Genomic DNA, 21,346 nt, shown 5'->3' on the forward strand with positions numbered 1-21,346 from the left:
CCATGCAACGCAAGCCGCCCACGGCCGTGATGATCAGCCTGCTGCTGGCGATCGCCGTCCTGCTGTTCGACCGCTCGACCCACCCGACATACGGCATGGACAAGTTCAACCAGCTTATCAATTTCGGCATCGTGCCAGGAGCGGTCTTCGGGTTGTGCGGGCTAGCTCACCTGCTGCTCGGGCGCGGACGCTGGAAGGCCCGCACCCTGATCCTTGCTGCCGCCTACGCGCTTGCTCTGGCCAACCTGGTCATGTTGGGGCACGTGACGCTGCCGGCGGCGATCGACGCGTATTATTTTCCCTGCGGCCCGTGGTTGATACCCGTGCTGGCATGGTATTGGCTGACCCGCTGGCAGGTGTCCAGGGAACGGATCCCTCACCCGTTCGATGCCCGCTCCGTCAAGCCCCCTTCCTGAGCAAGGACCATTGGGTAGTCCCCAGGCGACAGACGGCCCTTCCCAGGGCTGGTGCCGCGCCGAGCGGCCCGCGCATGACGAAGGCCCGCACAACGCTAGGCGGTGCCCGTCATTGACGTTGCTCAACGCACATCCGATCAGACCGCGCACAGTCCGTACCAACATCACCAGCCGACAGCAAGACGATGGAGCATCGCCGCCGCGGCGGGCGAAAGACAGGCCAGGTCCTCGCCAGCACCGGCATCCGCCATCGGCTTCCCTACCGCTATACCCGGAAAGGGCCTTACGGTCCCTGGACATCTGCATAGCGTTGTGGACCGCCGTGCTTCCGCCGTGTCGTCGGAGCATCACGCAGTCCAGCAAGATCCGGGCGCCGAGTTGGAAGGATACGTCGGGGCGCGTGATCGACTTGGGCCCCGCTTGATGGAGGCGGCACTATTGGCGGAATTTTCCTTAAGCGCCAAAATGTTAAGGTCCCCAGACCGAGTGAGGGCTTGGGCTATCGTTGGGCTTAACAGTAAGATTTTTTGTGGAGAGCGCCACACTGAAATAGATGTTGCAGCAGTCGATGGCTGTATCCAGATGGGGCGCTAAGCTAGCGCTTTCGTTGTCCGCCGTTTCTGTCGGTGACTGGCCATTCGGCAAACATTCCGAGTTGCGGCGAATGAAATGCAATGCGTGTGATTTTGGCTTGGACGACGCATTCATCCCATGTTTCTTGATAGGCGTAGCTGATCGTGGCCGTTGTCTTGGTGTTCTTGCAAATGACGGGGTGCCCGTCTTTGCCCGACGCAACGAACCCTTCAACATCCATCGCCAGGCCTTTTACAGCTTCCCGGCCAGCCTCCGGGGATATCTTTATCTCTCTTTCAAGACGGCTATAGAAGATATAGTCTCGGCTAGAGTATTTCTCTTTCGGGAACAAGCCAATGTAGGTGTTCCTCAGGTTACCTACCGCGAAGATCTTGTGGTAAACCGGTGTTACCGAAGTAGTCACGCCAAAAGCGTTGGACATTGGCTGCGGCGTTCCGTAATTGCTATTGTGCTCCACTATCAAGTAGTCGAGCTTTGGCTCAATTTCATGGTCGTTATTTTGCGCCCGATGGAACGTTGAATCTGGCGCCACCCAAACTTTGAGCTTCTCTTTTTCTGGGTCATAGTGAAAGTGTAGCGATTCCCTGTATTCCTCATAAAGGACGGTGAATTTAAAGGCGCCTCCTTGCAGCGGCTTATCGTCAAAGCGCTTTGTAAATTGATCGCCTTTAGGCGAAGAAAACACCCCTTCCGCATATGCAATCAGGTTCTTGCCGCCGATTTCTCCCGCAGGAAGTTCCAGGTCGTTTTTGATAGCGCCTTCCGCACCTGCCGCTGAAGCGGAAGTCTTGGCCGGGGCATTGCTGCCGGAAGTTGAGTCATTTGAGCAGCCAGCAAGCAGAATAGCAGCGAAACCAATAACGCCAGCGATGCCAGGACGGAGACGTAGCGGATTTGGTTGGAGCATGGAATTCATATTCTGGAGGCCACGGATGAGGGAAATTTAAGGGGTGTTTTGTATTGTAAAGCAACGGTTTCTGCAAAGCTAATGGAGCAACACCGCCGCCCACCAACCGGGCGCTAGCTCGCAATAAAATGCCAAGGCTTCCGCAGGCCGTATCGCAGACGCTCAGAAAATATTAGACTCCAGGCCTGCCCTGATTTACAGTTTGCTCATGGAGGAAAGCCTAGACCCAGCGCGCATCCGGCGGCTCGCCGGTGCCCTCGTCCCCGGCCTAAATTGCCGCAGCCCGCACGCTGCACCAGCTCCCTACCAGCGCCCGCCCAGGCGGCCGCCGACACGCCGGTATCGCAGTGGTGGACCCGCTCTAATACAACAATAAAAACAAGGCATGCCCGACATGAGCAAGACCATCTACATCACCGTACCACGCAACAATGCACGCCATCCAGATCCGATCCTGGCGCTGCGCGCAATCCGCACCATGGCCCGCTCGCACGGCGCCATCCCTGGGCGTCGCTACCCTGTCGGCGGCCGGCGGCCGGCATGGGTGCAGCCCTTGGAGCTCGCCGACCTTGACATGGCGGCAATCGTCAGGCTGGCGTTGCCCCGAAAATACGGCAACGCTGTGGCGCGACAGGCCCTGTGAGGCCTTGACACGCACCGCCGGCGCAGTCCGGCCACCGAATCCGCAACCACGCACTTGACCGGCCGCCAGGCAACGGCATGCTGTTCGATGAGATTCCCCTCATTGAGCAAGGAGGTGCACCATGCCGAATATCGCAGTCATGCACGTCGGCCCGCGGCCCAGCGTTTTGGGGCGGCGCGCCGCACGCATCCCGACCGGCGGCAAGATCCGCGCCGGCATCAAGGTTCTGACCAAGGCGGCGGCCGCCCAGGCAGGCGCGCGCAAGCTGTACGACGACGGGCTGGCCACGGGTATGAGCTTCGACCAGATCGAACAACTGATTCGCCATGCCTTCCCGCACGTCGGCACGCCGATGGCGCCCAAGAACGTGCCATGGTTCACGGCCCATCCGGGCGACTTCGCCAACCGGGCGGTAGCCGACCGCTTGCTGGAACTGTACGGCGAAGAACGCGCGGACGGGGTGCGGCGTCTGTACCGCTTCCCAGTGCTTTTCCCGGCAGACCAATGGCAGCTGGTGATGCCGCACGAGCTGGTGGCCTGGGGTAGCAGCGGCCGCAAGTTCTGGAGCGAGTACAGCCCGGACGGCCACACGCGGCACTGCATGCGCTACGCTGCGCCGGCGCTGCCCAACGGCCGCCGTGTGATCCGCCTGTTTGGCGGGCGCCAGCCGGAGCTCAGGCCGGACAACGGCGGCCAGTGTGAGCCGCAGCAATGCGAACAATACCAGTCGAAGGCGTGCAACCTGTCGGGCGCGTTCATTTTCTACGTCCCCGGCATCCCATCGCTGGATGCATTCGAACTGCATACCAACAGCTTCTATGCGCTCAGCCGCGCGATCGAGAAGTTCGATACGCTCGCCGCGCTGGGCAACGGCAAGATATCCGGCTTCCTCGACCAACAGGGCGCCACCTTCATCATGACCAAGCAGCTGCGCGAGGTCTCTCACATCAACGAGCACGGTCAACCGGAGCGCGCGGAGCATTGGCTGATTGAACTGGAGGCGCCGATCGACATGGGGGCGTTGCTGCGCGGGGCCGGCGATCGGCAACTGCTTGAGCGCGGCGAAGCGGCCGCGTTGATGCTGGAAGGGCCGGCGGCGCTGCCGGCCGCAGAGGCTCCAAGCCCGCAGGCGTCCACGGCAAGCCATACTGCCGTGGCGCAGGACGCGCACGCAGCGCTGCCTGCGCGCCAACCCGCCCTCCCATCCGACGATCTGGAACGCATCCGCCAGTTGGCGCGCGCAGGCGGCGCAGATCCGGACCGCTTCCTGCAAGACGTCGACCACCGCCTTGGCCAGGGCTGGCGCCGCAACGCGCGCGCCAGGGCATCGGTGGAGGCCGAACTCACGGCCGGAGGCGCAGCGGGAGCGCAGCCATGAGGCCCGCCATCGGTGGCGAGGCCGTGCTGCGCTGCGCCCACTTCTCGGACTTGCACTACAACGAAGCGCATCTGGAGGAGTCCGACCGCTGCTTCGGGCACGCGATCGACGCCGCCATCGCCGGCGGCGTCGATGTGGCGGTGGTCTCGGGCGACGCCAGCGAGCACGCGCTGAAAAGCCATGAGCCGGCGCTGTTTGCGTTGGCCAGCCAGCTGCGGCGCCTGGCAGACCATTGTCCGGTGCTTCTGCTGCAGGGCACCTTTACCCACGACCCACCCGGCGCCCTGCGCCTGTTCCAGCTGCTGGGCGGTCGCTTCCCCATTCATGTTGCGGAGCGCCTGCAGCAGGTGGCGCTGGACGCGGACGGCCGGTGGCATGCGTCCGAAGGCTGGCAGCATACCCGACTGCCGGGTGGCACCCGGGCGCTGTTTACCTGCGTGCCGACGCTCAACCGAGCGATGCTTGCCGCGCATTGCGGCAGCGCAGCCGAGCTGGGATCAGCCGGCTACATTGCCGACCTGCTGTCGGGCTACGCGCCGGGAAACATGGCCGCGCGTGCGGCAGGCATCCCCACCCTTGCCGTCAGCCACGGCACGGTGGCCGGCAGCTACACCGAGCATGGCGCCGTGATGGCGGGCCTGGACCACGAATTCACCACCGGCGCGCTGTTCTCCGCCGGCGCGGACGCGTTCCTTTTGGGACATATCCACCTGCACCAGCGCTGGCAGCGGGAAGGCCAGCTGATCGCGTACGCCGGTTCGATCGGCCGCTTTCACTTCGGCGAGCCGGAGGACAAGGGATTCCTGCTGTGGCAGGTGGCCCCCGGACTAGCCAGCGCGGAAATGAGGTCGACGCCGGCGCGGCGCACGGTGGACCTGGTCTTCGACGGCCCGCCGGCATTGGCGCAGTTGCGCGAGGCTGCGGCGGACGGCAAGCTCCATGGCGCCCATGTCAGGGTGCGCTGGCACGTGGCGGAAGAGGAAAGCCGCCAGGTGGACCGGCGCGCGATCGCCGTGCTGCTGGACGGCGCGGCCAGCATCAAGCTGGAAGGACGGGTGATCCCGATCCTGGCTGCGCGCGCGCCAGGCATCGCCCGCCTGGCCGGGCTGGCGCCGCAGATCGCCGCGTGGGCGGAGTCCGTGGAGGCGGCGCCGGCGCCGCTGCTGGCTTGCCTGGAGGACCTGCGCGCCTCCAGTCCCGAATCCGTGGCCGAGCGCCTGCTGGCAGCATGCACCAGCGGTGCTGACGCCGCGGAGGCCTTGCAGGATGCCTGTGCGACGCCATCCTAGACGCGAATGGAGGTACGCCATGATCCCCTACTTACTGACCCTGGAAGGCTTCACCGGCATCCGCGACGGCTTGGGCCGCGAGGCCATCACGCTCGATTTCGAGTCGCTCTGCGCAGGCGCGCAGCTAATCGCGCTGGCCGGCCCGAATGGTCGGGGCAAGAGCACCATACTCGATAATATGACGCCGTACCTGATCATGCCTTCGCATGTCAAAGGGGCGTTGACCGGATTTTCCTACTACCAGCACGTCTGCCTGCCGACCGCGCGCAAACTGCTGGAATGGGGCGCCAGCGACGGCCAACGCTACCGCAGCGAGGTGCTGATACGTAGCGGACAGCGCAACCGCACCGAGGCGTTCCTGACGCGCCGATGCGCCGGCGGCTGGGAGCCGGTCTGCATCGCCGACGGCACCCGTTCCAACGGCAGCGTGGAATCCTACGAGCGCTGTGTGGCGGCGCTGATTGGCAGCGCCGCGACTTACTTCACGTCGACCTTCGCCGCCCAGTGCAAGCGCCAGCTGTACACCTATGAGAATCACGAGATCAAATCGCTGTTGGCGGACTTGTTGGACCAGCAGCAGGTCAGGCAGGTGGGCAAGCAGGCGGCCGAAGTGGTCAGACTGCTGCGGGCGGGCATGCTGACCTTGCGCCATCAGCTCGACGGCGCCACCGCGGAAGCCGAGGCGGCGGCGCAAACCGCCGCCGCCTTGCCGCAAGCCCGCCTGGCCGTCGGCGCCGCAGCGAAGGCCAGGGATCTGCGACGGGGCGCGCTCGAGCAGAGCCAGCGCGATCTGGTTCAACTGCGCGCACGTTTCCAGTCCCAGGCGAGACTAATCGCACAGCGCGACGCTATGCTGCAGCAGCGGCGCGAATTGATCGGCAATGGCCGTAAGGCGCTGGCCGGCATCGACCAAGCGCTGGAGCGGGAACAGCTCGGCCTGTCGAAACTGGGGACGAGGGCGACGCAACGACGCCAGCTGGAACAGCAACAAGCGACCACGCTCGCCGCCCGTCGGATGCAACTGGATGGATTGCTGTTGCAAGGCGCAACCATCGCGCGCGCGGCGCGCCGCCTGCAGCTGGCCCAGCGGTCCGTGCAGCTGCGGCAGCAACGCGTACAACACGTTCAGCGCGAGCGCGAACGCGCGGCCGGTATCGAGCATGAGCGGCAGCTACTGCAGCAGCAATTGAACGGCATCGAACGCGAAGCCGGCAAGGCCGCGCTCGATGCCGAAGCGCTGACGGTGCGGCACCGCCTGACCGGCCAGGTGCCTTGCTCGGGCATGGCGATGCAAGCGGCCTGCCAATTGCTTGGCGAAGCCAACCAGGCCAAAGCCCTGCTGCCGTCGGCGCAAGCGAGCGTGGCGCGTCTGGCTCGACAGCGCGCCAGCCTGCAGGCGGACATCGCGGCCAAGTGCAAGCTGGCCGCGCCGCTCTTGCCCGCTCTGGCGGCCTCGCGCTGCGAAGCGCTTCTGCGGCGCGCCACTGTCCGCAGCAGCACGTATGCCGGCAGGTCGGCATTGCACCCGCAGCTGGTACAGGCTGTGGCGGAACGCGCCCGCCTGAACACCGAGCTGGCGCAAGCGCGCGCCACCTCGCACGCTTGCGGCACGCAAGAGCATGCCGAACGCCAGACCCACGAACAGGCCATCGCGCGCCTGGGCAAGCAGAAGGCTAGCGAGGCCGCACGCTACCGCCGCCAGCTGGACCAGCTGGACAAGGCGCTGGCGGAGTGCGAGCCGGAGGTCAGGTCCGACCAGGTGGGACGGGCAGCGGCGGCGGTCGACCAGGCCGCCGACGAGCTGGCGCAGGCGGAGCATGCTCTGGCAGCCGCCACTTCCGAGCAGTTGCGCGCGGCGGAATCGGCGCAGCTGGCGGCGGTGCTGGAGCGCCGCCGGCGCGCACTGCAGCGCAGCGTGAGCCAGGTGGAAGACCACATCGCGACGTGGACCCTGTTCGCCAAGTGCACGGGCAATGATGGACTCGTCGCGCTGCTGATCGACGACGCCGGGCCGGCGCTGTCGTCGCTGGCCAATGAGTTGCTGCTGGCCTGCTACGGCGGACGCTTCACGCTGGCGATCGCCACCCAGGTCCAGAGCGGCGAAGGCTGGCGGGAGGGCTTGGCCATCATGGTGCACGACGCCGATCGCGGCACCAGCAAGAATGTGGAGCTGATGAGCCCTGGGGAACGGGTGTGGATCAACGAATGCCTGACAAGGGGGATCGCGCTGTACCTTGCGCAGCAGCAAAGCATGCGGCATCTGGCTCTCTTCTCGGACGAGCTCGATGGTGCATTGGATCCCGACCGCAAGCGCATGTTCATGGACATGAAACGCACGGTCCTGCGGATCGGCGGTTATCGGCAGGAATTTTTCATCACCCAGACACCCGAGCTGGCAGCGATGGCCGAAGTCAAGATAGACCTCGATCACTATCGCCTGTTCAAGTGCGGCGGCGAGGGGTGACCATCGGGTGGGAGAAGCGGGCGACAGCCCGGCGCATGGTCGTCGCCGATCGAGCCGGCCAGCCTGCGTTTGCACCTCCTGCCGTGCCGCCTGGCGGCAACCTCACTCCCATGAAACCTTGCCCCGGACGGGCGCCGCTGCTGAGGGCTGCGTCCATCCGGCCCGCTCAATTCGCAGCGCCCCCATCGTGCCTTATTCCAGACTCAGCGGCAGGGCGAAACGCAACTGCCGATGAACCTTCGAAAATTGACGAGGTCTATACTCCTGTCAACGATGACTAGAGCTGAGATTTTTCTATGAGACTATTTCTGGCAGGTTCAGCATGGGGCGTGACGGCGCTCCTCACGATCCACGCAAGTGCGTATGGCGGTGAGGGAGATCGCGCCGGGTTCGTGCCGGAGGACGCGCTGAAGATGGCCGTCTACTATGCGGCCCATCCGCGCGAAATCACGCTGGAGCACATACAGCGACAAACCTCGCGGAAATTAGTACTTTCAGATTGCACAGATTATGGTTCGTTGAGGCAATGCACTTACTCGCCTGCGGAAGAGTACGCCAACGCCCCCGGTCTGCAATCGGTTACGGTTAGCTCTACCACAAGCGGCGCGCCACGCGGTGGGTTCATCTTGTGGCGATTCTCTCAGACCCCGTGTGTTTCCGGTGACACCGTTGCTCATTTTGTCGGCAAAACAAGTGTCGCCCCTGTCATGCCTCCTACGTTTTACCAGTCCCCGGGAACACCGGAGTCGACGTCGCCCGGCCCGGAGTATCACACCTACGAATCGAAGGAGTGGGACCCGGTAGCAAGAGTGCAAACGGTCACGACGAAATGCCTGGAAATGATCTCACTAAACGCCCAACTTCCTAAGGAGTAATTATGACCACTGGTGTCACGTTCCCTATCGAGTACACGCTAAAAAACATTCACACTCCCAAAGCTGATCAATACATCAGCAACTTTTTCGCAAACAACGGGCGTATCATGATGACCCCTGACAATAAGTCGTTTTATAAAAGCGATGGCCATGTCAACGGTTTGGAAAAGAACGGCACCATCTACATAGGTACCCAGTCCGTCGACAACTACGCAAAAAAGATGGAAATTCCTCCAACGTGGGCCGCTAGGGACCTGGCTATCCATGAGTTGGGCCACGTCGCGTATCAACAACGTGATTACGAACAAAACCCCGGCGACAGCGCGCCCATGTCCGCGAAGGTCGATTGGTGCATGACTCGGGAAGCAGAAGCCACCTTCTTTTCGTTCACTGTCGCGATGGAAAATCACGCGCAGGGCGGCAACCTGCATGTGCCGGGCACTGACGCGGTGCCGGATTTGTATAACGCGATGCTGTCCGCGCTTGCCGGCACTGATGCGCGCTCGTCTCTGTATGAAAAAAAGGGCATCGACTTCGCCAAGGACATCTTTGCGCACGACAGTAAATATGTTGCGTATTGCAGCGACCCCAACAACTGGAAAAAACCTGCCTATGTTACGCCGACAGATACGTCAGGGTCTGACGGGGGCAATGGCGGCGGCGGCGGTGGGGGCGGCGGCGGCGGAACTGGAGGATATACGCCGCAGCCCGGCGGCTACTGGCGGGAAGTGCCGCCAGACAATCCAAGCGACAGCGTGGCGCCAGTCCCGCAGGGTCACGACGCCATACAACTAGTGGGAGTTTCCCCTCATTCTGGGCATTTCGAACACGCGGCTCTTTAGGAGCCAATTGTTGCCCGTATGTGGCCGCTGGGACCAGGGAAGGGCACCCAGCGGTGCACCCATGGCGCGCTGCCAGTTTGCCTGCCAAGGACGCAGCTGGCCGGCGCCGCCGACGAATCGAGCGCGCTGTCCTTTTTGACGCCGGCCTTATTCGGTCTCACCTCCGGGCAACTCCGCCGTACGAGGCTGGGCAGTTCCAGCACTGCGCCATCGCAGGCGTGGGTGCAACAAACGGCATGGCAGGCTGGTCGGTTGCCCGTGACTTGCCAGCACCGCGGCAGCGCTGACGAGTTGAGCAGTCCGCCATTTTCCGTTTCAGTTCAGTCACTTAGCGGTCCCTGATGGTCCTTACCCACAAGGTTATCCACCGGAATTGTGCAGAACTTCGGACAATTCTTCACTCCTTTCACATAGCAGGGGCCCCGACGATCCCGCGCGCGGGTGCTGGGGCAGCGCGGAGGCGGCGATCCCGGTTGTCGTCGGTCCACTGGAGGCCAGGGCCGCTGCCACCTGATCTGCAGCCGCAACCGGGGCAAGCGCATCGGCTCCCGACGTCGCGGTGCCGAGGACGACAGGCAATCGGAAAAGGCGTGCGGCCCCACGCATAGCGCCGGGCCCAATGCGACGCGAACTGGTCCCGGCCCGTGGCGTACGACAAAGGCACAACACTTTAAGATGCTCGTCCGTCCGCGGCCACCTTGTTCGATCATCGCGTCCGCGAATCAAACTCGAAGCTGAGCCTGCCTTTGCTCACTGCCAAGACCTCCTCATTTACCGCGAATTCGGCCGGTTACAGCCCGGCGAATAAGCAACAAGACCGCAGAAGAAGTTCCCCCGGTCAGGCAGGCGGCGATCAAAACCGTTTGTATGCTTCCGCCATCGATAAGGCCGATCACCAAACAAATGGCGACACCAGCGAGGTACCATTCAAGCATGGCGCCTACGGCCTCCGGTTTCAGCGCTTCCCTATCCAGCAGAACTCGCATGGAGTCACGAAGTAACATAACCACCTAACCGTGATGAATCGAACTCGCGGCATCGACCACTGCAAAGCGGTAGACGACGAATGGTCCGCGAGACCTCCCGCTCCAGCGCACGGCGGTGGGAGGATATGGCGCGTCCATGGGAACCACCATCGTTAGCAGGAGCTTGGTGATTGCGACTGCAGATTCCAACATGCACACCGCCTTCGGCGTAGACCTAGGCTTATGCTCGCCGGCCGATTCGTCTATCAGCAGATAGACGGGATCGGGTTCGTGTTTAAAGGCGACGATAGCCGGAGGACAATCCGGAAAAACACAAGCAGCATCCCTGAATGCGTATCCGGCGGCCCGGGCGCCGATCGCGGCATCCAACACGAATTTCACTTCCGTCAGATCCTGCGCTGAGAGCTCATTTTCTTGTGTCGCTATATAGTGCTTTGCCCCCCTCCGCGAGGCTATTACGCCGGTGCCAAGGCTATGATTTCCTTGGCTACGTTTGGTCCGCAGGAATTATGCGATACCCGCCGGGCGATAGTCCACCACCACGATCTAGCACCCGCGCGGATAGAAATATCCCGCATGGTTTCCATCTCGGTTCAGGACCGGCACCAGCCCGCGGCGGGGCAGGCCATAGCTGGACTGCCCCGCCGAGACGGGTGCCAGCTGAACACGATAGTAGTGCAGGGCGCCCCGCTTGAGCCGTCCAACGATTTGATAGGCCGCAGTCGACGGTTGCTCGGGATTTGGCCTGGCCTCGAACCTGCGGATGGCGGCCGCCATCGCGCGGTCCACTGTCCGGCACTTGTCGGCCGTGGCGCACCAGCGATCGAAGCGGCCAATGTAGGTGGCCAGCCGCTCATAAGAAAAGACTTCGGCTGCTGACGTCAGGATCCAGAATTCTCCTCGCTTCGTGGCCAAGCGCGACCAGACGCCGCCGGCCCCGACCAGACTGCTGCGATAAGTTGGCAACGCCAGCGTTTCATAGCTGTATTCTTCGGTGCGCAATTCTTGGCGCGCGCCGTCGCGCGCCACCAGCTCCCAGCGCAGCTGCGCCGCGCAATCGCCCATCTGCTTTGCACGGATGCAGTCCGGGTCGGTGATCTGGACCATGCCGACCACCCTGCCGTGCGGATGATCAAAGGCCGGCAGCGGCGAGTAGGACACAGCCCGGCCATCGGCGCGCGACTGAAATGCGTCGCCCTCCACGGGAAACAACTGGGCCGGCGAGACATAGGAAACCAGCGCCGGCCGGGCCGCAGCTGCAGTGGACGACGCCAGGGCGGTAGCGGCCATGATCGCCGCCACTGCCACGACTGCATGCCAAGCCCGCTCAGTCCGTCTCCGGGGCCGCGCACGCCGATGCGAGCCGATGTGCGATGATGTTCCTGGCCATGTCGCACACAAGCTTAATGCAGCCAGCCAAATTCTCGCCTTTTCTGCAGCACACATGTCTTCCCCCCATCCGGCCCGCACACGGATACCTCCGGCCATGTGAGCAAGGTAGCGCGGGCTGACGAGCGGCGCACCTCATTTCCTCTATAATCCTGCGAAAGCGCAAATCCTGCCGTCCCCGGATGATTCACAGCGCAGCAATCGCCGACATGCAGCCACTGCCAGCCGACGTCCTTCCTTGAATCGAGAGCATTGCACCGCAAATGCAACGCCTGCTAAGCCAGGCAACGCGCGCTGGCTCCGATCACCCTGTTGCTGGCTCTGCGCCTGAACGCGATAGCATAGCCAACGCCTAAGTAGGACTGGATGGCCGCATCACTGTAACGCGCCCTCACGCCATGCCTGCGCCCCGCCCGCTTGGTGTTGCCAGCCACCCGGCGGGGTCCAGCGCTCTGGCACGGCACGGTTACGATGCTCTTCAAACGTCCCGGCCGCGCCATGTACACGCTCATCGAGTCAAGCGACTCCCCTCCTAACCTGTAACGCAGGCTACCTGGTAATAACGGGGATGAGCGACGCCGGATGACCGGTGCCTACCCACGTGAACCAGTGATCGACGTGGCATTACGAAGAATTATTTGGCGCTGGCATCTTCAGGATCTAGTCCCATTGAGGGAAATCGCCAAGCACCTCGGCATCTCGCGCAACACCGTCCGACGCTACGTACGCGCGGAAACGACCGAGCCGGACTATGGGGACCGCCACTCGGCTAGCGCCATTGTCCCATACGCCTTCCAGCTCACAGGTTGGCTAAAGAAGGAAAGCCAAACACGCGAAAAACGGCGGGGCCTACACAGCTCCAGGCGAACCTATCGGAATTGGAGTTAGAGGTTTCTTAGTGGCGCGTCGGGGCATTCTCGAGGTTATGGAGAAAGGGATGGACGAGCTGGCCAATTCTGCACGCAAACGAACGTTCGATACAACATCACCCTCCGATTCCGGGGTTAAACAACAGCCGGAATAGTTCAATCTTTTATTATTGATAATTAAAGTTAACCTATCGAAAATGAATATAGCTTTGGCTTCCGATCTGATTACATGCAGCTGACTACATACGTATCTTCAGCAGACGACGGCAGACAGCTCTATATCGAAATTTCGGAATTTTCACTCCTCAACCTTAGAGAATAAACGCCCTATCTCTTGCGTTAGCTGTTGAACGCTATATCCTGGCATTCTTTTTTCGTTAACCATGTCATCAATAGTTAATTCATATGAAACATCATTCTTAATCCACATAAATTTCCACAACACTTTCTTCTCACTGTCATTAGAAGCGAGCGAGCAAATTGCAGGAATTTTATTGATATATTGATTGAAATTTTCTTTAAGCAAGATCATGCTTGCCCCGTCTTTTTTAAAATGCCAAATGGTCAGCGTCGCGGTGGCATCATGCAATTTACCAAATACCAACGTTTTTCTCAAATTACTTTCTTCGATGCTTCCCAATAATGCGTCCCCAAGAAAGACGAATTCGCGATCGCTTCTGGACGACTTTAGGTCACGCTGGATGTTGATATCAGATAATTGTTCTAAATAATCGGCAGATACATTTACATTATTGCAATTTACTTTGCTTGAAAAAGCTCCCTGAGCTAAAAACTCGCGCTGCTCCCCGGACAAGGATTTTTTCGATCTAACCTCGTAGCCAGGCTCACGATTTGAAGGAAACAGAGATTTTAGACCATTTGGAGTTTCCTGCGAAAATACGAGAGAAGGAATACTTATTAATAGATAGAAGGGTAAAAAATATTTCTTCATTCGAGCACCTTTTGTGTTTAATACTTATCTATCAAAGAAGCCAAATCCCAGATTTGGTATATTGCAATCATTGGCACGTGTTTCTTTAAGTCTTACAGTCACTTGTGTCGCTGGGTCAAAATAGAAATGCTCACCCATGACTACAAACTTTTGGAAACCAAAACGAACTTCCTCTACTATGCCGGGATTCCCCGCACGAGCGCTATAAAGATCGCCGCGATTAGCATAATAGGGAGAGAAATCTGGGTTAAGTTTCAGCGCTTGTGAAACTGTCTCGGCAGTCCATTTTTCGCTAACATAAGTAGTATAGTGTATCCAATTATGATACCATGGGGATTCTATGTAATCCATATAGCCATACACTGAGGAATCAGCGTACAAATAATATTTTGCTCGGCCATAGTCAGTTGTCAAAGATTCCAGTATCCAATATTTATTTTGAATATCATTGGATTTTCCGGGCAGGCTGAGAACCCAGTCATCAGCCCCGACGGCTTTGAAAAATCTTACGGCTAAATTTTTCATTCCTGTTGGGATTTGAGAAAACTGGCATGCGCGGCTAACTGCCCCTAGGGCAAGAACGTCTCCGCAAGGAATCAATAAAGCCGCTATGGAAATAATGAGATTTAATTTCTTCACTATATTTTCCTCGGTGTTAATATCGTGGATACATATTGTTATTTGCCGAATTATCTACGTCTGGTCTATAGGGGAGTATTGGCTTCCCTTGAGGAGGTGGGCCAGGTGGTTGCAGAGTTTCGATATTAGTAGTAGATGCAGGATCAAAATCTTGGCCAATTCCCCAAACACTGAATGTCATGCTACCTGAACTATTTGTGCTTATAATGCTAAGGTCACCGTAATTATCGATATACAAATATGGTGGCCACTGCGCAACACCGGCAGTTCCGCTAGACCAGATGGCATTATCTGGATTCGTTGTATTCCCAACGTATTCAACGAAATTTCCGTCCGTCTGCATTATGGCAAAAGTTCCATGCTTAGCCATTCTGTACCTCACTGTTCCTCCTTTTCGGTACATTACCAAGCTGCCATCGCCTTGCATAATTAATGTGTAGTTTCCGTTTTCAGAAGTGATTGACTGCTCAGCCAATAACATTTCACCTGAAGCCAATTTATTTTTCGCGTAGCATGTTTGCTGCAATAGAAGGGAAATAGAACCAAGAAAGGCTATAATCAGGATGTTTTTCATTAGATTGTTTCCATTTGGCATTAAAAATAATAATTTTAAAACCTGTAAGCACTAAGATAATTGTATCAGTAATTTCAAATTTTTCTACCAAAATTGACAACATTTTTTATGCGGCGCTTAGTTTCGGCGTTGTCGTCGCAGTAGCAGTCGGGGTACTGAAACCATACGAATTGACATCCATGGCCCGGCGCTAGGTGGGCTGCTGCGGCTACTTCTCGTTCAGGCCAAACTACGCGTCGCTAGGCATCAACGGTACCTTGTACCCCCATGCACTCCGGGACGCTGGGCACCAAGGGCTGGGCCGTATGGCGGCTCGTAGCCTCCTTTGATGACCAGGGCTTATCGCGCCCGGTCCGTTGCCCGCCTACTCGTAGCGCCCTCCAGCAAGCCGCTTATCGGCATCTTGCTGCGCCAGTTCAATCGCAGCTGCGCGCATCTCGGACTGCAGCCCGCGCACCACGGCGCGGAATCGGTCGTCGTGAAGCTCCAGAAGCGGATCGAGCGCGTCGGCGTTTGCCTCCAACTGGACGGAGTAGGATCCTTCCCACTTCGGCCGCCAGAATCCGTTTTCAACCACGCCCAGCAAGCCGGCCGGATCAACGCTTCGTTCGAACAACGCCAAGGTCAGCGGGGTGAGCACCGCCCGTGCCGACGCCGGTTCCGGTTCCAGCAACGGGGATATTTGCAGCATGTATCTGCTGCGTGGTTCGAGGTCCGTGCCGCACCAGTCCAGCACCAGGTCACGGTCCAGCGCGACCGCGGCGCCGCCCTCGTCCGGCTCACATTGGAAGACGTTCGCCGCCCCTTCCAGAGGCCCGTCCGGCCCCATCATCGCGTCCAGTAGCGCACGTGGCTGCAGTTCCACCAAGATTGCAAGCAGTTGCTGGTGCGCGCCGACCCTACCTGGCTTGTTCCCGGCGGCGGACCGAAGGCGGTGCGCCAAGTCGGCGCCGATCTGCGCTCCATCCGCGCCCGCCAGGACGCAAGCGGCCACCCCGGCTACGAGATGATCCAGCGAGTCGTCCTGTTTGTTGAAGTCGGCACGGTCCAGCACCATCACCGCGGACTTCTCGTACACCGCCCGCCGGGCCGCCGCCGGCGTAGCGCTGTCTCTGTCCCATTGCAACAGGATGTGCAAGGCGGTCGTATAACCGTCCTCACGGTCCGCGATCGCGCGCAGCAGGTCCTGCAAATCGCCGTCGTCCGCAGCGCCGACATCCAGCGCTTTTCCCAGCACTACAAAGTCCTTGACGGAACCGCGCCGGTTCAACAGGCAGCGATGCAGCCGAGCGATGCCGTCGCGATCAAACCCGATTGCACGCTGCAGCGCGGGAAACACCATGCGCAGCACAGGGTCCTCCAATGCCGCCTCGAGCAGCTGCACTGCCAGCAGTGGGTCCAACTGGTTCAGTTGTCCCAGAAACCCGCTCAGCAACCCCTGCTGCAGGCGTGCGCCCTCCACTTCGCGGCTGGCCGCCACCAATTCTTGCCAGATGACCTCCGGATCGTTGGCCGTGGCCAGTCCCCGGCCCAGCGCCGAGACACGTCCGCCGCTGCAAAGCAGGTCAGGCCACATCGATTGCCGGAGCCCTTCCTCCCCGGCCAGCCTGGTGCCGATGGCCGTTGCGGCATCATCTGACCGACGCTCCCGTTCTTCGTAGCTCTCTCCCGGCACAAGGGAGGAGCAGGCCGCCGGAAAGGAACTTGTCGTGGTCAGGACCTCGGCGACCAGGTCCGTCGGCGCCAGTTGCGCTTGCAACGCATCCAGCACGGCCACGTCGCCGACCGGCCAATCGCCGACGGCGCGCGGCCTGGCAACCTGCAGAAGACTCCAACCCTGCAGCCAGAAACCGGCGCTGGCGATCCGTCCCATCGCCGCCAACGCGATCGCGCGCGTTACCGGATCGAAAATCAGCGGAGCTATCGAATCTGCTAATACGGCTTTCGCGCGGGCGCCACGGGCGCCCGGCGCCAAGGCCTGCTTTGTCAGGACTGCGATTGCCTGGTTGAGCCAATCCAGCGCCTGCGCATCGCTTGCCGGGGCAGTCCCGCCACCGGGCTCCGCATCGCTGGACCAATGCGCGCGCCCCTTGAGGCCCCGCCACAAGATATGCTCCAGCGCATCGAGTCCCAACTGCTGCAAGGTCTCGGAGGACGCCGCAAGCCACCCTTCGACCAACGCAAGTCGCCGCGCCCACGACGCCATGGTGCCAGGATTGTGAATGCTAAAACGACACACGATAATGGTATGCGCGGGACGCGCCGTCATCTCGGATGGGTCCTGCAGCAGGTGCTCCACCAGCAGGGCCATCCCGCGTTCGAACCGGGTGGCATCGAATGCCAACGCCGGCACCAGACCCAGGTATTCGCCAAGCATGCCTGCGCCGCCCCGCTCCAGCGCGGCCAACGCCAACGCTTGGGCGGAAGGCGCCAGGTATTTAAACATCATGCGCTGCTCGTCGTCATGGGTCGCGACGTCCTCCAGCCGGCCCCCCGAACACAGCCACTTGGCCGCCAGATCCACGGTATACCGGTGGGTTGGAAGGTGAGACAGACGGCGACAGAACGAACGCAGCAAGCGCGGCGGCGCGGAACCGAGCAAGACTTTTTCCAAATGTTGTGACGGAATCGCTTGCAGTGCTTCTTCGGCCAGGCGGTTGGCCAGCGCAGGGGGCAGCAAGGCGCGCCATTGACTGCGCACCTGGACCAGATCACGCGCCACCAGTTCATTGACACATAGTGCCATCTTCAAGGCGTCCAGTCCGACCAGGCTGCCCAGCAACGGAAGCTCAGCCAGGTCGCTGTCGAACGCTACGCCGTCGAAGGAATACACCAGCGCGCAGGCGCGCGCAGCCGCAAGCAGATCGCTGTCGGGCAAGTGCCGCTGCCAGAACAGACGGTGGAACAGGTCTGCATCACTCCAGCCTACCAGACTGTCCCCTTCACGCACGGTGCCTGCCAGTGCCAGGGCGAGCCGCGCATTGCCGCCTGCCTTATCCGCAATCAAACCCCGGTTGGCGGCACTGAGGATAGGATACCGGGCCTCCAGCAAATCCGCGATCAGAAAGTTCGAGCCGCCGTCCATTTCAACCACGTCTGTCCGTTCGGGCTGGTCGTCCCGCACATCGTACTCCACCGTGATCACGCTCAAGGTACTGCCGTCCGCGCTGCACAAGCGCACCAGTTCACGGTGGACGTCCGGCAGGCAGTTATCGACCACCAGCACAGCGCGCGTTTTAAGCGCGATCAATTCGGTGGCCATGGTGGCAGGATGCGGTTGCGTGACGCTGCCGAAGTCGGTGTAGACCGCCCAAGACTCCGGCAGGCTGCAGCTGCCGACTCGCGCGTCAAACAGGGCCTGCACCAGGCTGGTCTTGCCGACGCCCGACAGCCCAACCAACCGCAGAGCCGCGCCAGGCTGGGATAGCTTTGCACGCATCGCTTGCAGGGCGGCCACAATGCCGACGGCACCGCTGCCGGCGCCTACGCGCAGCCGCGCACTCGGGTCGACCAGGTAGCATCCGTCTGCCGGACTGACCGGGTAACTCCACGACGTGTAGCCCTTCCAACCGGGGCAGCTGCGGCCGCATCGCTCCCTGACCCACAGTACTTCGCCAGGGTGGTCGCCCACCCAGGTCGCCATGCGCTTGCTATCGTAGAAGTCGACATTCAACTTGCCGCGATGTCTGTTACCTGCCAGGGCGGCGCGCATTGCGGCGCGGCGATTGGCGAGCATCGTATCGGTCGTCGAATCGCCGCTGCTGACGATGACGTACGTGCCGCCCGCCTTGGCGAGCGCCGCAATCGACTCGCGCAGCTTGTCATCCGGTCGCATCTCCTTGATGATGTCCGCCGGGCCCATTGTCGGCTTTCTCACCTGGAAGCCGATATCGCTGCCCGCGAATGCCGTTAGCGGCTGCGCCCCGGCCGGAAGGGTGACGCGCACGTCGATGCCGCCGTCGGCGGCATCCTGGTCGCCGCCAAAGGTCGCAGCGTGGCTGGACTGCTGGTGCTGACGCAATTCGGCGATACACAACCGCCCCACCAGCTCACGCAAGTCGCTGTCATTCAGCTTGGCGATATCTTCGCCGGTCACTTCGAACATGGCTTCCTTTCACAGTTGGTCCGCGGCGGGGAATCCGGTTACCCCGGCCCGGCGCCGCTTGCAACGCCGCGCGGTGGCCGGCGTCGCCGGATCTATCTCGCAGCGTCTTCCGCCGTCGACGGCATCTCGGTCTCACCGGGAGGCAGCTCTGTCATCCCCGCGACTTCGCCGGAAAGCGCGTGCGTGCCGCCGTACAGTATGCGCGCCGCCTCGGCGATGCGCCGTTCGCGCGCGCGCACATACACGGCCGTGGTCTCCATACTGGCGTGTCCCAACATTTCCTGCACCACGTAGGGATCCACGCCGCCCTCCACCGCCAGCATGCCGAACGTATGGCGGAGTCCATGGGGAGCCAGTCCCAGCAGTCGTGCCAGCTCGGTCGGATCGACTCCTACCGGCGCGCCGCCCACGCTCGACAGATCGCGAAGCACCCGCTGCACCGCACCGACCACCACGTCGTATATCGCATTCGGCGTATAGCCGGGGGTCCCCTTTAGATGGCGTTGCTGCGCTGCCCTGGTTGCCGGCACGGTAACCGGCGACAGCAACGGACGGCTGCTGACCGCGTCGCCGAAGTCCTCGCCCAGATCGGCCCAGTGCGCTTGCAGCGCTGCGACTGCGCGGCCGCTGACCGGCACCTGACGGCGCTTGCGCCCCTTGCCCAGCACCTTCAGCAGCCACACGCCCGGCACCTGGCGGCTGGGCGTGAGCTGGTCGCGCCGCGCCACCACGACTTCGGCGCGCCGCAGGCCCGAATCGCCCAGCAACAGCAGCGTCGCCAACGCCACCCGGTCCTGCGCCTGTTTGCGCACTTGGGCGCGCTGCTCCAGGCGACCGATCAGCAGCTCCCACGTCTCCGGGGCCAGCGCCTTCTGCACCTGCAGGCGATCGATATCGGTGTCCACCGCCGGGTCCTTCACCGCTGACCACGGATTACCCAGCAGGTAGCGTACGCGGTGCAGGTATTCGAACGCGGCGCGCAGTACCAGCACTGCGTATTTGCGGCTGCTGGCAGCCATAGGTTCGCTAGCGAACGGCCGCCAGCGCACGCTGCCGCGTGGAGCGCGATCGCCACAGAACCCGGGGTCCGGATTCTCAAGAAAACGCACATAGGCCTTACAGTCGTCCACCAGCAGTGACGACAGCGGCTTGCGCGCCACCACCACGCTCCAGAGCACCAATCTTTCGAGCTCGCGCCGATAGGCACGCATGGTGTGCGGGCGGTCGGCATAGTCGGACAGATAGCATCCGATGGCCTGCAGATCGTTGCGCGCCGAGATGAAACAAAACGCTGTCGCGCGCAGCAGGCCACGCGATCCATCCAAATCGGAGGGCAAGGAGAAGGTACCCAGCGGCTGCAAGGCGTCTTCCCTCAACGGCAGCAGCGGCAGCTCGCCTGCCAGCGGCAATGTCCGGGCATCGCCGCGAACCGCTCCCAGCCGATCCGCCTGTCGTTCCAGCCAGTTCAACAGGACATCGGCCCGTCCCTGACCGACGCGGGGGATGCGGCGCCACCAGCCAGGTCCGCGGCGATTAATCATGGCCACCAGCTGGCCCAGCGTGACGACACCCTCCCCGCGCAGCGCCGCGGTCAGCCGCGGCCGGAACCACTTGCCCACCGGTTCGTCCGGCGCAGGCAGTGGAGCGGGCAGGTCGACGGCCTGGATCAGGATTTCCAGCACCGCCGGCGTAATGGTGCCGCGCCGGGCCCCGCCCAGGGCCGTGGCGAAGTGCGGGTTGTGGCCGATGGCCTGCTCCACCAGCGTGTCGCGCATTTGCAGCAGAAACGACTCGAGGCCCCCTTCCAGCTGCGGACTGTCCTCGCTGTAGTACAGGTCGGCGATACGCGATACCGGCACCTTCAGGCAAAACGCCCGCAGGGCCGTATAGTCGGCGCGCGTGTAGCTCACCTTCGGAAGAATGATCTGCAGGTTCTGGCTCATCGGACGTTCGGCCTGTTCGCGGGCATGATCGCCACCTTAGCGTCGATGGCCCGCAACGAAGGGCTCAGCGCCCTCGTCGAGGCACAGCGTCCCTTGCGCCGCCAGGATGCAACCGTCGACTTGCTCCAGCTGGTCGGTGGGACACCAACCGTTGGTGCAGGAGCCGCCAAGCCGCTGCCCAGCCAGGCGCTGCGTGTCGCTGGGGATACCGTCGGGGGAGCGACGCGCGTGATTCTCCAGCCGGCGTCTTGCGAAGTGGTCGAATCCGGCGTGGACGCGATACCGTCCTCGCGCGCATCGCCACCACTCGCTCGAAGGTGGCCGGCTGCGCCGTCGTCATACAGTCGTCCATGATTTCGTTGCATCTACTCTCCATGCCGCAGCCGCCGCGCCTCCGCAGGGACCTGCTTAGCGGGCGGTGGCCGACGCGCCCGATCAGCCTACAGTATACCCAGTCTTCCCTGCACTCAATCATTTCCTC

The 21,346-nt window shown here is 61.6% G+C and carries 16 protein-coding genes; 7 read left to right on the top strand and 9 right to left on the bottom strand.

Translation table 11 applies throughout. The annotated features are described in order from the left end of the window. Window positions 1-2 precede the first annotated feature (2 nt). Window positions 3-416 (top strand): hypothetical protein, encoded by a 414-nt coding sequence (locus GEV02_RS21085; RefSeq protein WP_152839946.1) that lies wholly within the window; start codon window positions 3-5, stop codon window positions 414-416. A 595-nt stretch (window positions 417-1,011) separates the two neighbouring features. On the opposite strand, the gene GEV02_RS21090 is transcribed toward GEV02_RS21085, so the two are convergent. Continuing rightward, the gene (locus GEV02_RS21090) at window positions 1,012-1,926 is read right to left on the bottom strand and encodes a hypothetical protein (protein ID WP_152839947.1); all 915 of its coding nucleotides are present in this window, start codon (window positions 1,924-1,926) and stop codon (window positions 1,012-1,014) included. Between the two features lie 385 nt (window positions 1,927-2,311). Here GEV02_RS21090 and GEV02_RS21095 point away from each other — a divergent pair, with 385 nt between their 5' ends. From GEV02_RS21095 to GEV02_RS21115, 5 genes are all read left to right on the top strand, one after another. Beyond that, window positions 2,312-2,560: a hypothetical protein gene (locus GEV02_RS21095; RefSeq protein ID WP_152839948.1), complete on the top strand. Its 249-nt coding sequence runs from the start codon at window positions 2,312-2,314 to the stop codon at window positions 2,558-2,560. A gap of 121 nt (window positions 2,561-2,681) precedes the next feature. Continuing rightward, window positions 2,682-3,938, top strand: coding sequence for a recombination directionality factor (locus tag GEV02_RS21100; protein ID WP_152839949.1), 1,257 nt, complete (start codon window positions 2,682-2,684; stop codon window positions 3,936-3,938). Beyond that, the gene (locus GEV02_RS21105) at window positions 3,935-5,227 is read left to right on the top strand and encodes a metallophosphoesterase family protein (RefSeq protein ID WP_235922868.1); all 1,293 of its coding nucleotides are present in this window, start codon (window positions 3,935-3,937) and stop codon (window positions 5,225-5,227) included. Before GEV02_RS21100 ends, GEV02_RS21105 begins: the two co-directional genes overlap by 4 nt. Window positions 5,228-5,246: 19 nt before the next feature. Continuing rightward, window positions 5,247-7,691, top strand: a complete 2,445-nt coding sequence (locus tag GEV02_RS21110) for an SMC family protein (protein WP_152839950.1) — start codon at window positions 5,247-5,249, stop codon at window positions 7,689-7,691. 877 nt (window positions 7,692-8,568) lie between these two features. After that, a complete protein-coding gene (locus tag GEV02_RS21115; protein WP_152839951.1) occupies window positions 8,569-9,408 on the top strand; it encodes a hypothetical protein in 840 nt (279 codons plus the stop codon). Window positions 9,409-10,175: 767 nt separating this feature from the next. On the opposite strand, the gene GEV02_RS21120 is transcribed toward GEV02_RS21115, so the two are convergent. The 3 genes from GEV02_RS21120 to GEV02_RS21130 all read right to left on the bottom strand — a co-directional run bounded on the left by GEV02_RS21120 (window position 10,176) and on the right by GEV02_RS21130 (window position 11,684). Continuing rightward, entirely contained in the window at window positions 10,176-10,394 is a 219-nt protein-coding gene (locus GEV02_RS21120; RefSeq protein ID WP_152839952.1) for a hypothetical protein, read from the bottom strand. 24 nt (window positions 10,395-10,418) lie between these two features. Beyond that, the gene (locus tag GEV02_RS21125; protein ID WP_152839953.1) at window positions 10,419-10,775 is read right to left on the bottom strand and encodes a hypothetical protein; all 357 of its coding nucleotides are present in this window, start codon (window positions 10,773-10,775) and stop codon (window positions 10,419-10,421) included. 165 nt (window positions 10,776-10,940) lie between these two features. After that, a complete protein-coding gene (locus tag GEV02_RS21130) occupies window positions 10,941-11,684 on the bottom strand; it encodes a hypothetical protein (RefSeq protein WP_152839954.1) in 744 nt (247 codons plus the stop codon). A gap of 681 nt (window positions 11,685-12,365) precedes the next feature. On the opposite strand from GEV02_RS21130, the gene GEV02_RS33710 reads away from it, so the two are divergent. Further along, on the top strand, window positions 12,366-12,671 hold the full coding sequence (locus GEV02_RS33710; protein ID WP_152839955.1) for a helix-turn-helix domain-containing protein: 306 nt from the start codon (window positions 12,366-12,368) through the stop codon (window positions 12,669-12,671). A 279-nt stretch (window positions 12,672-12,950) separates the two neighbouring features. Here GEV02_RS33710 and GEV02_RS21140 read toward each other — a convergent pair whose 3' ends face one another. The 5 genes from GEV02_RS21140 to GEV02_RS21160 form a co-directional block, all read right to left on the bottom strand. Beyond that, window positions 12,951-13,604 carry a hypothetical protein gene (locus GEV02_RS21140; protein WP_152839956.1) on the bottom strand — a complete coding sequence of 218 codons (654 nt, stop codon included), beginning with the start codon at window positions 13,602-13,604 and terminating at the stop codon, window positions 12,951-12,953. Between the two features lie 24 nt (window positions 13,605-13,628). Continuing rightward, window positions 13,629-14,243: a hypothetical protein gene (locus GEV02_RS21145; protein ID WP_152839957.1), complete on the bottom strand. Its 615-nt coding sequence runs from the start codon at window positions 14,241-14,243 to the stop codon at window positions 13,629-13,631. 16 nt (window positions 14,244-14,259) lie between these two features. Then, a complete protein-coding gene (locus tag GEV02_RS21150; protein WP_174999235.1) occupies window positions 14,260-14,817 on the bottom strand; it encodes a hypothetical protein in 558 nt (185 codons plus the stop codon). 364 nt (window positions 14,818-15,181) lie between these two features. Next, entirely contained in the window at window positions 15,182-18,922 is a 3,741-nt protein-coding gene (locus GEV02_RS21155; RefSeq protein ID WP_152839959.1) for a hypothetical protein, read from the bottom strand. Between the two features lie 92 nt (window positions 18,923-19,014). Next, window positions 19,015-20,865, bottom strand: a complete 1,851-nt coding sequence (locus tag GEV02_RS21160) for a site-specific integrase (protein ID WP_152839960.1) — start codon at window positions 20,863-20,865, stop codon at window positions 19,015-19,017. Window positions 20,866-21,346: the final 481 nt, after the last annotated feature.

The sequence above is a fragment of the Rugamonas aquatica genome (assembly GCF_009380215.1).
GTDB classification, from domain to species: domain Bacteria; phylum Pseudomonadota; class Gammaproteobacteria; order Burkholderiales; family Burkholderiaceae_D; genus Rugamonas; species Rugamonas aquatica_B.

Bases quoted from the DNA above. Each gene is read 5' to 3' on its own strand.
- GEV02_RS21130 (WP_152839954.1), bottom strand. From the start codon at position 11,684: ATGGCCGCTACCGCCCTGGCGTCGTCCACTGCAGCTGCGGCCCGGCCG.
- GEV02_RS21100 (WP_152839949.1), top strand. From the start codon at position 2,682: ATGCCGAATATCGCAGTCATGCACGTCGGCCCGCGGCCCAGCGTTTTG.
- GEV02_RS21150 (WP_174999235.1), bottom strand. From the start codon at position 14,817: ATGAAAAACATCCTGATTATAGCCTTTCTTGGTTCTATTTCCCTTCTA.
- GEV02_RS21155 (WP_152839959.1), bottom strand. From the start codon at position 18,922: ATGTTCGAAGTGACCGGCGAAGATATCGCCAAGCTGAATGACAGCGAC.
- GEV02_RS21140 (WP_152839956.1), bottom strand. From the start codon at position 13,604: ATGAAGAAATATTTTTTACCCTTCTATCTATTAATAAGTATTCCTTCT.
- GEV02_RS33710 (WP_152839955.1), top strand. From the start codon at position 12,366: ATGACCGGTGCCTACCCACGTGAACCAGTGATCGACGTGGCATTACGA.
- GEV02_RS21115 (WP_152839951.1), top strand. From the start codon at position 8,569: ATGACCACTGGTGTCACGTTCCCTATCGAGTACACGCTAAAAAACATT.
- GEV02_RS21110 (WP_152839950.1), top strand. From the start codon at position 5,247: ATGATCCCCTACTTACTGACCCTGGAAGGCTTCACCGGCATCCGCGAC.
- GEV02_RS21120 (WP_152839952.1), bottom strand. From the start codon at position 10,394: ATGCGAGTTCTGCTGGATAGGGAAGCGCTGAAACCGGAGGCCGTAGGC.
- GEV02_RS21090 (WP_152839947.1), bottom strand. From the start codon at position 1,926: ATGAATTCCATGCTCCAACCAAATCCGCTACGTCTCCGTCCTGGCATC.
- GEV02_RS21105 (WP_235922868.1), top strand. From the start codon at position 3,935: ATGAGGCCCGCCATCGGTGGCGAGGCCGTGCTGCGCTGCGCCCACTTC.
- GEV02_RS21160 (WP_152839960.1), bottom strand. From the start codon at position 20,865: ATGAGCCAGAACCTGCAGATCATTCTTCCGAAGGTGAGCTACACGCGC.
- GEV02_RS21085 (WP_152839946.1), top strand. From the start codon at position 3: ATGCAACGCAAGCCGCCCACGGCCGTGATGATCAGCCTGCTGCTGGCG.
- GEV02_RS21095 (WP_152839948.1), top strand. From the start codon at position 2,312: ATGAGCAAGACCATCTACATCACCGTACCACGCAACAATGCACGCCAT.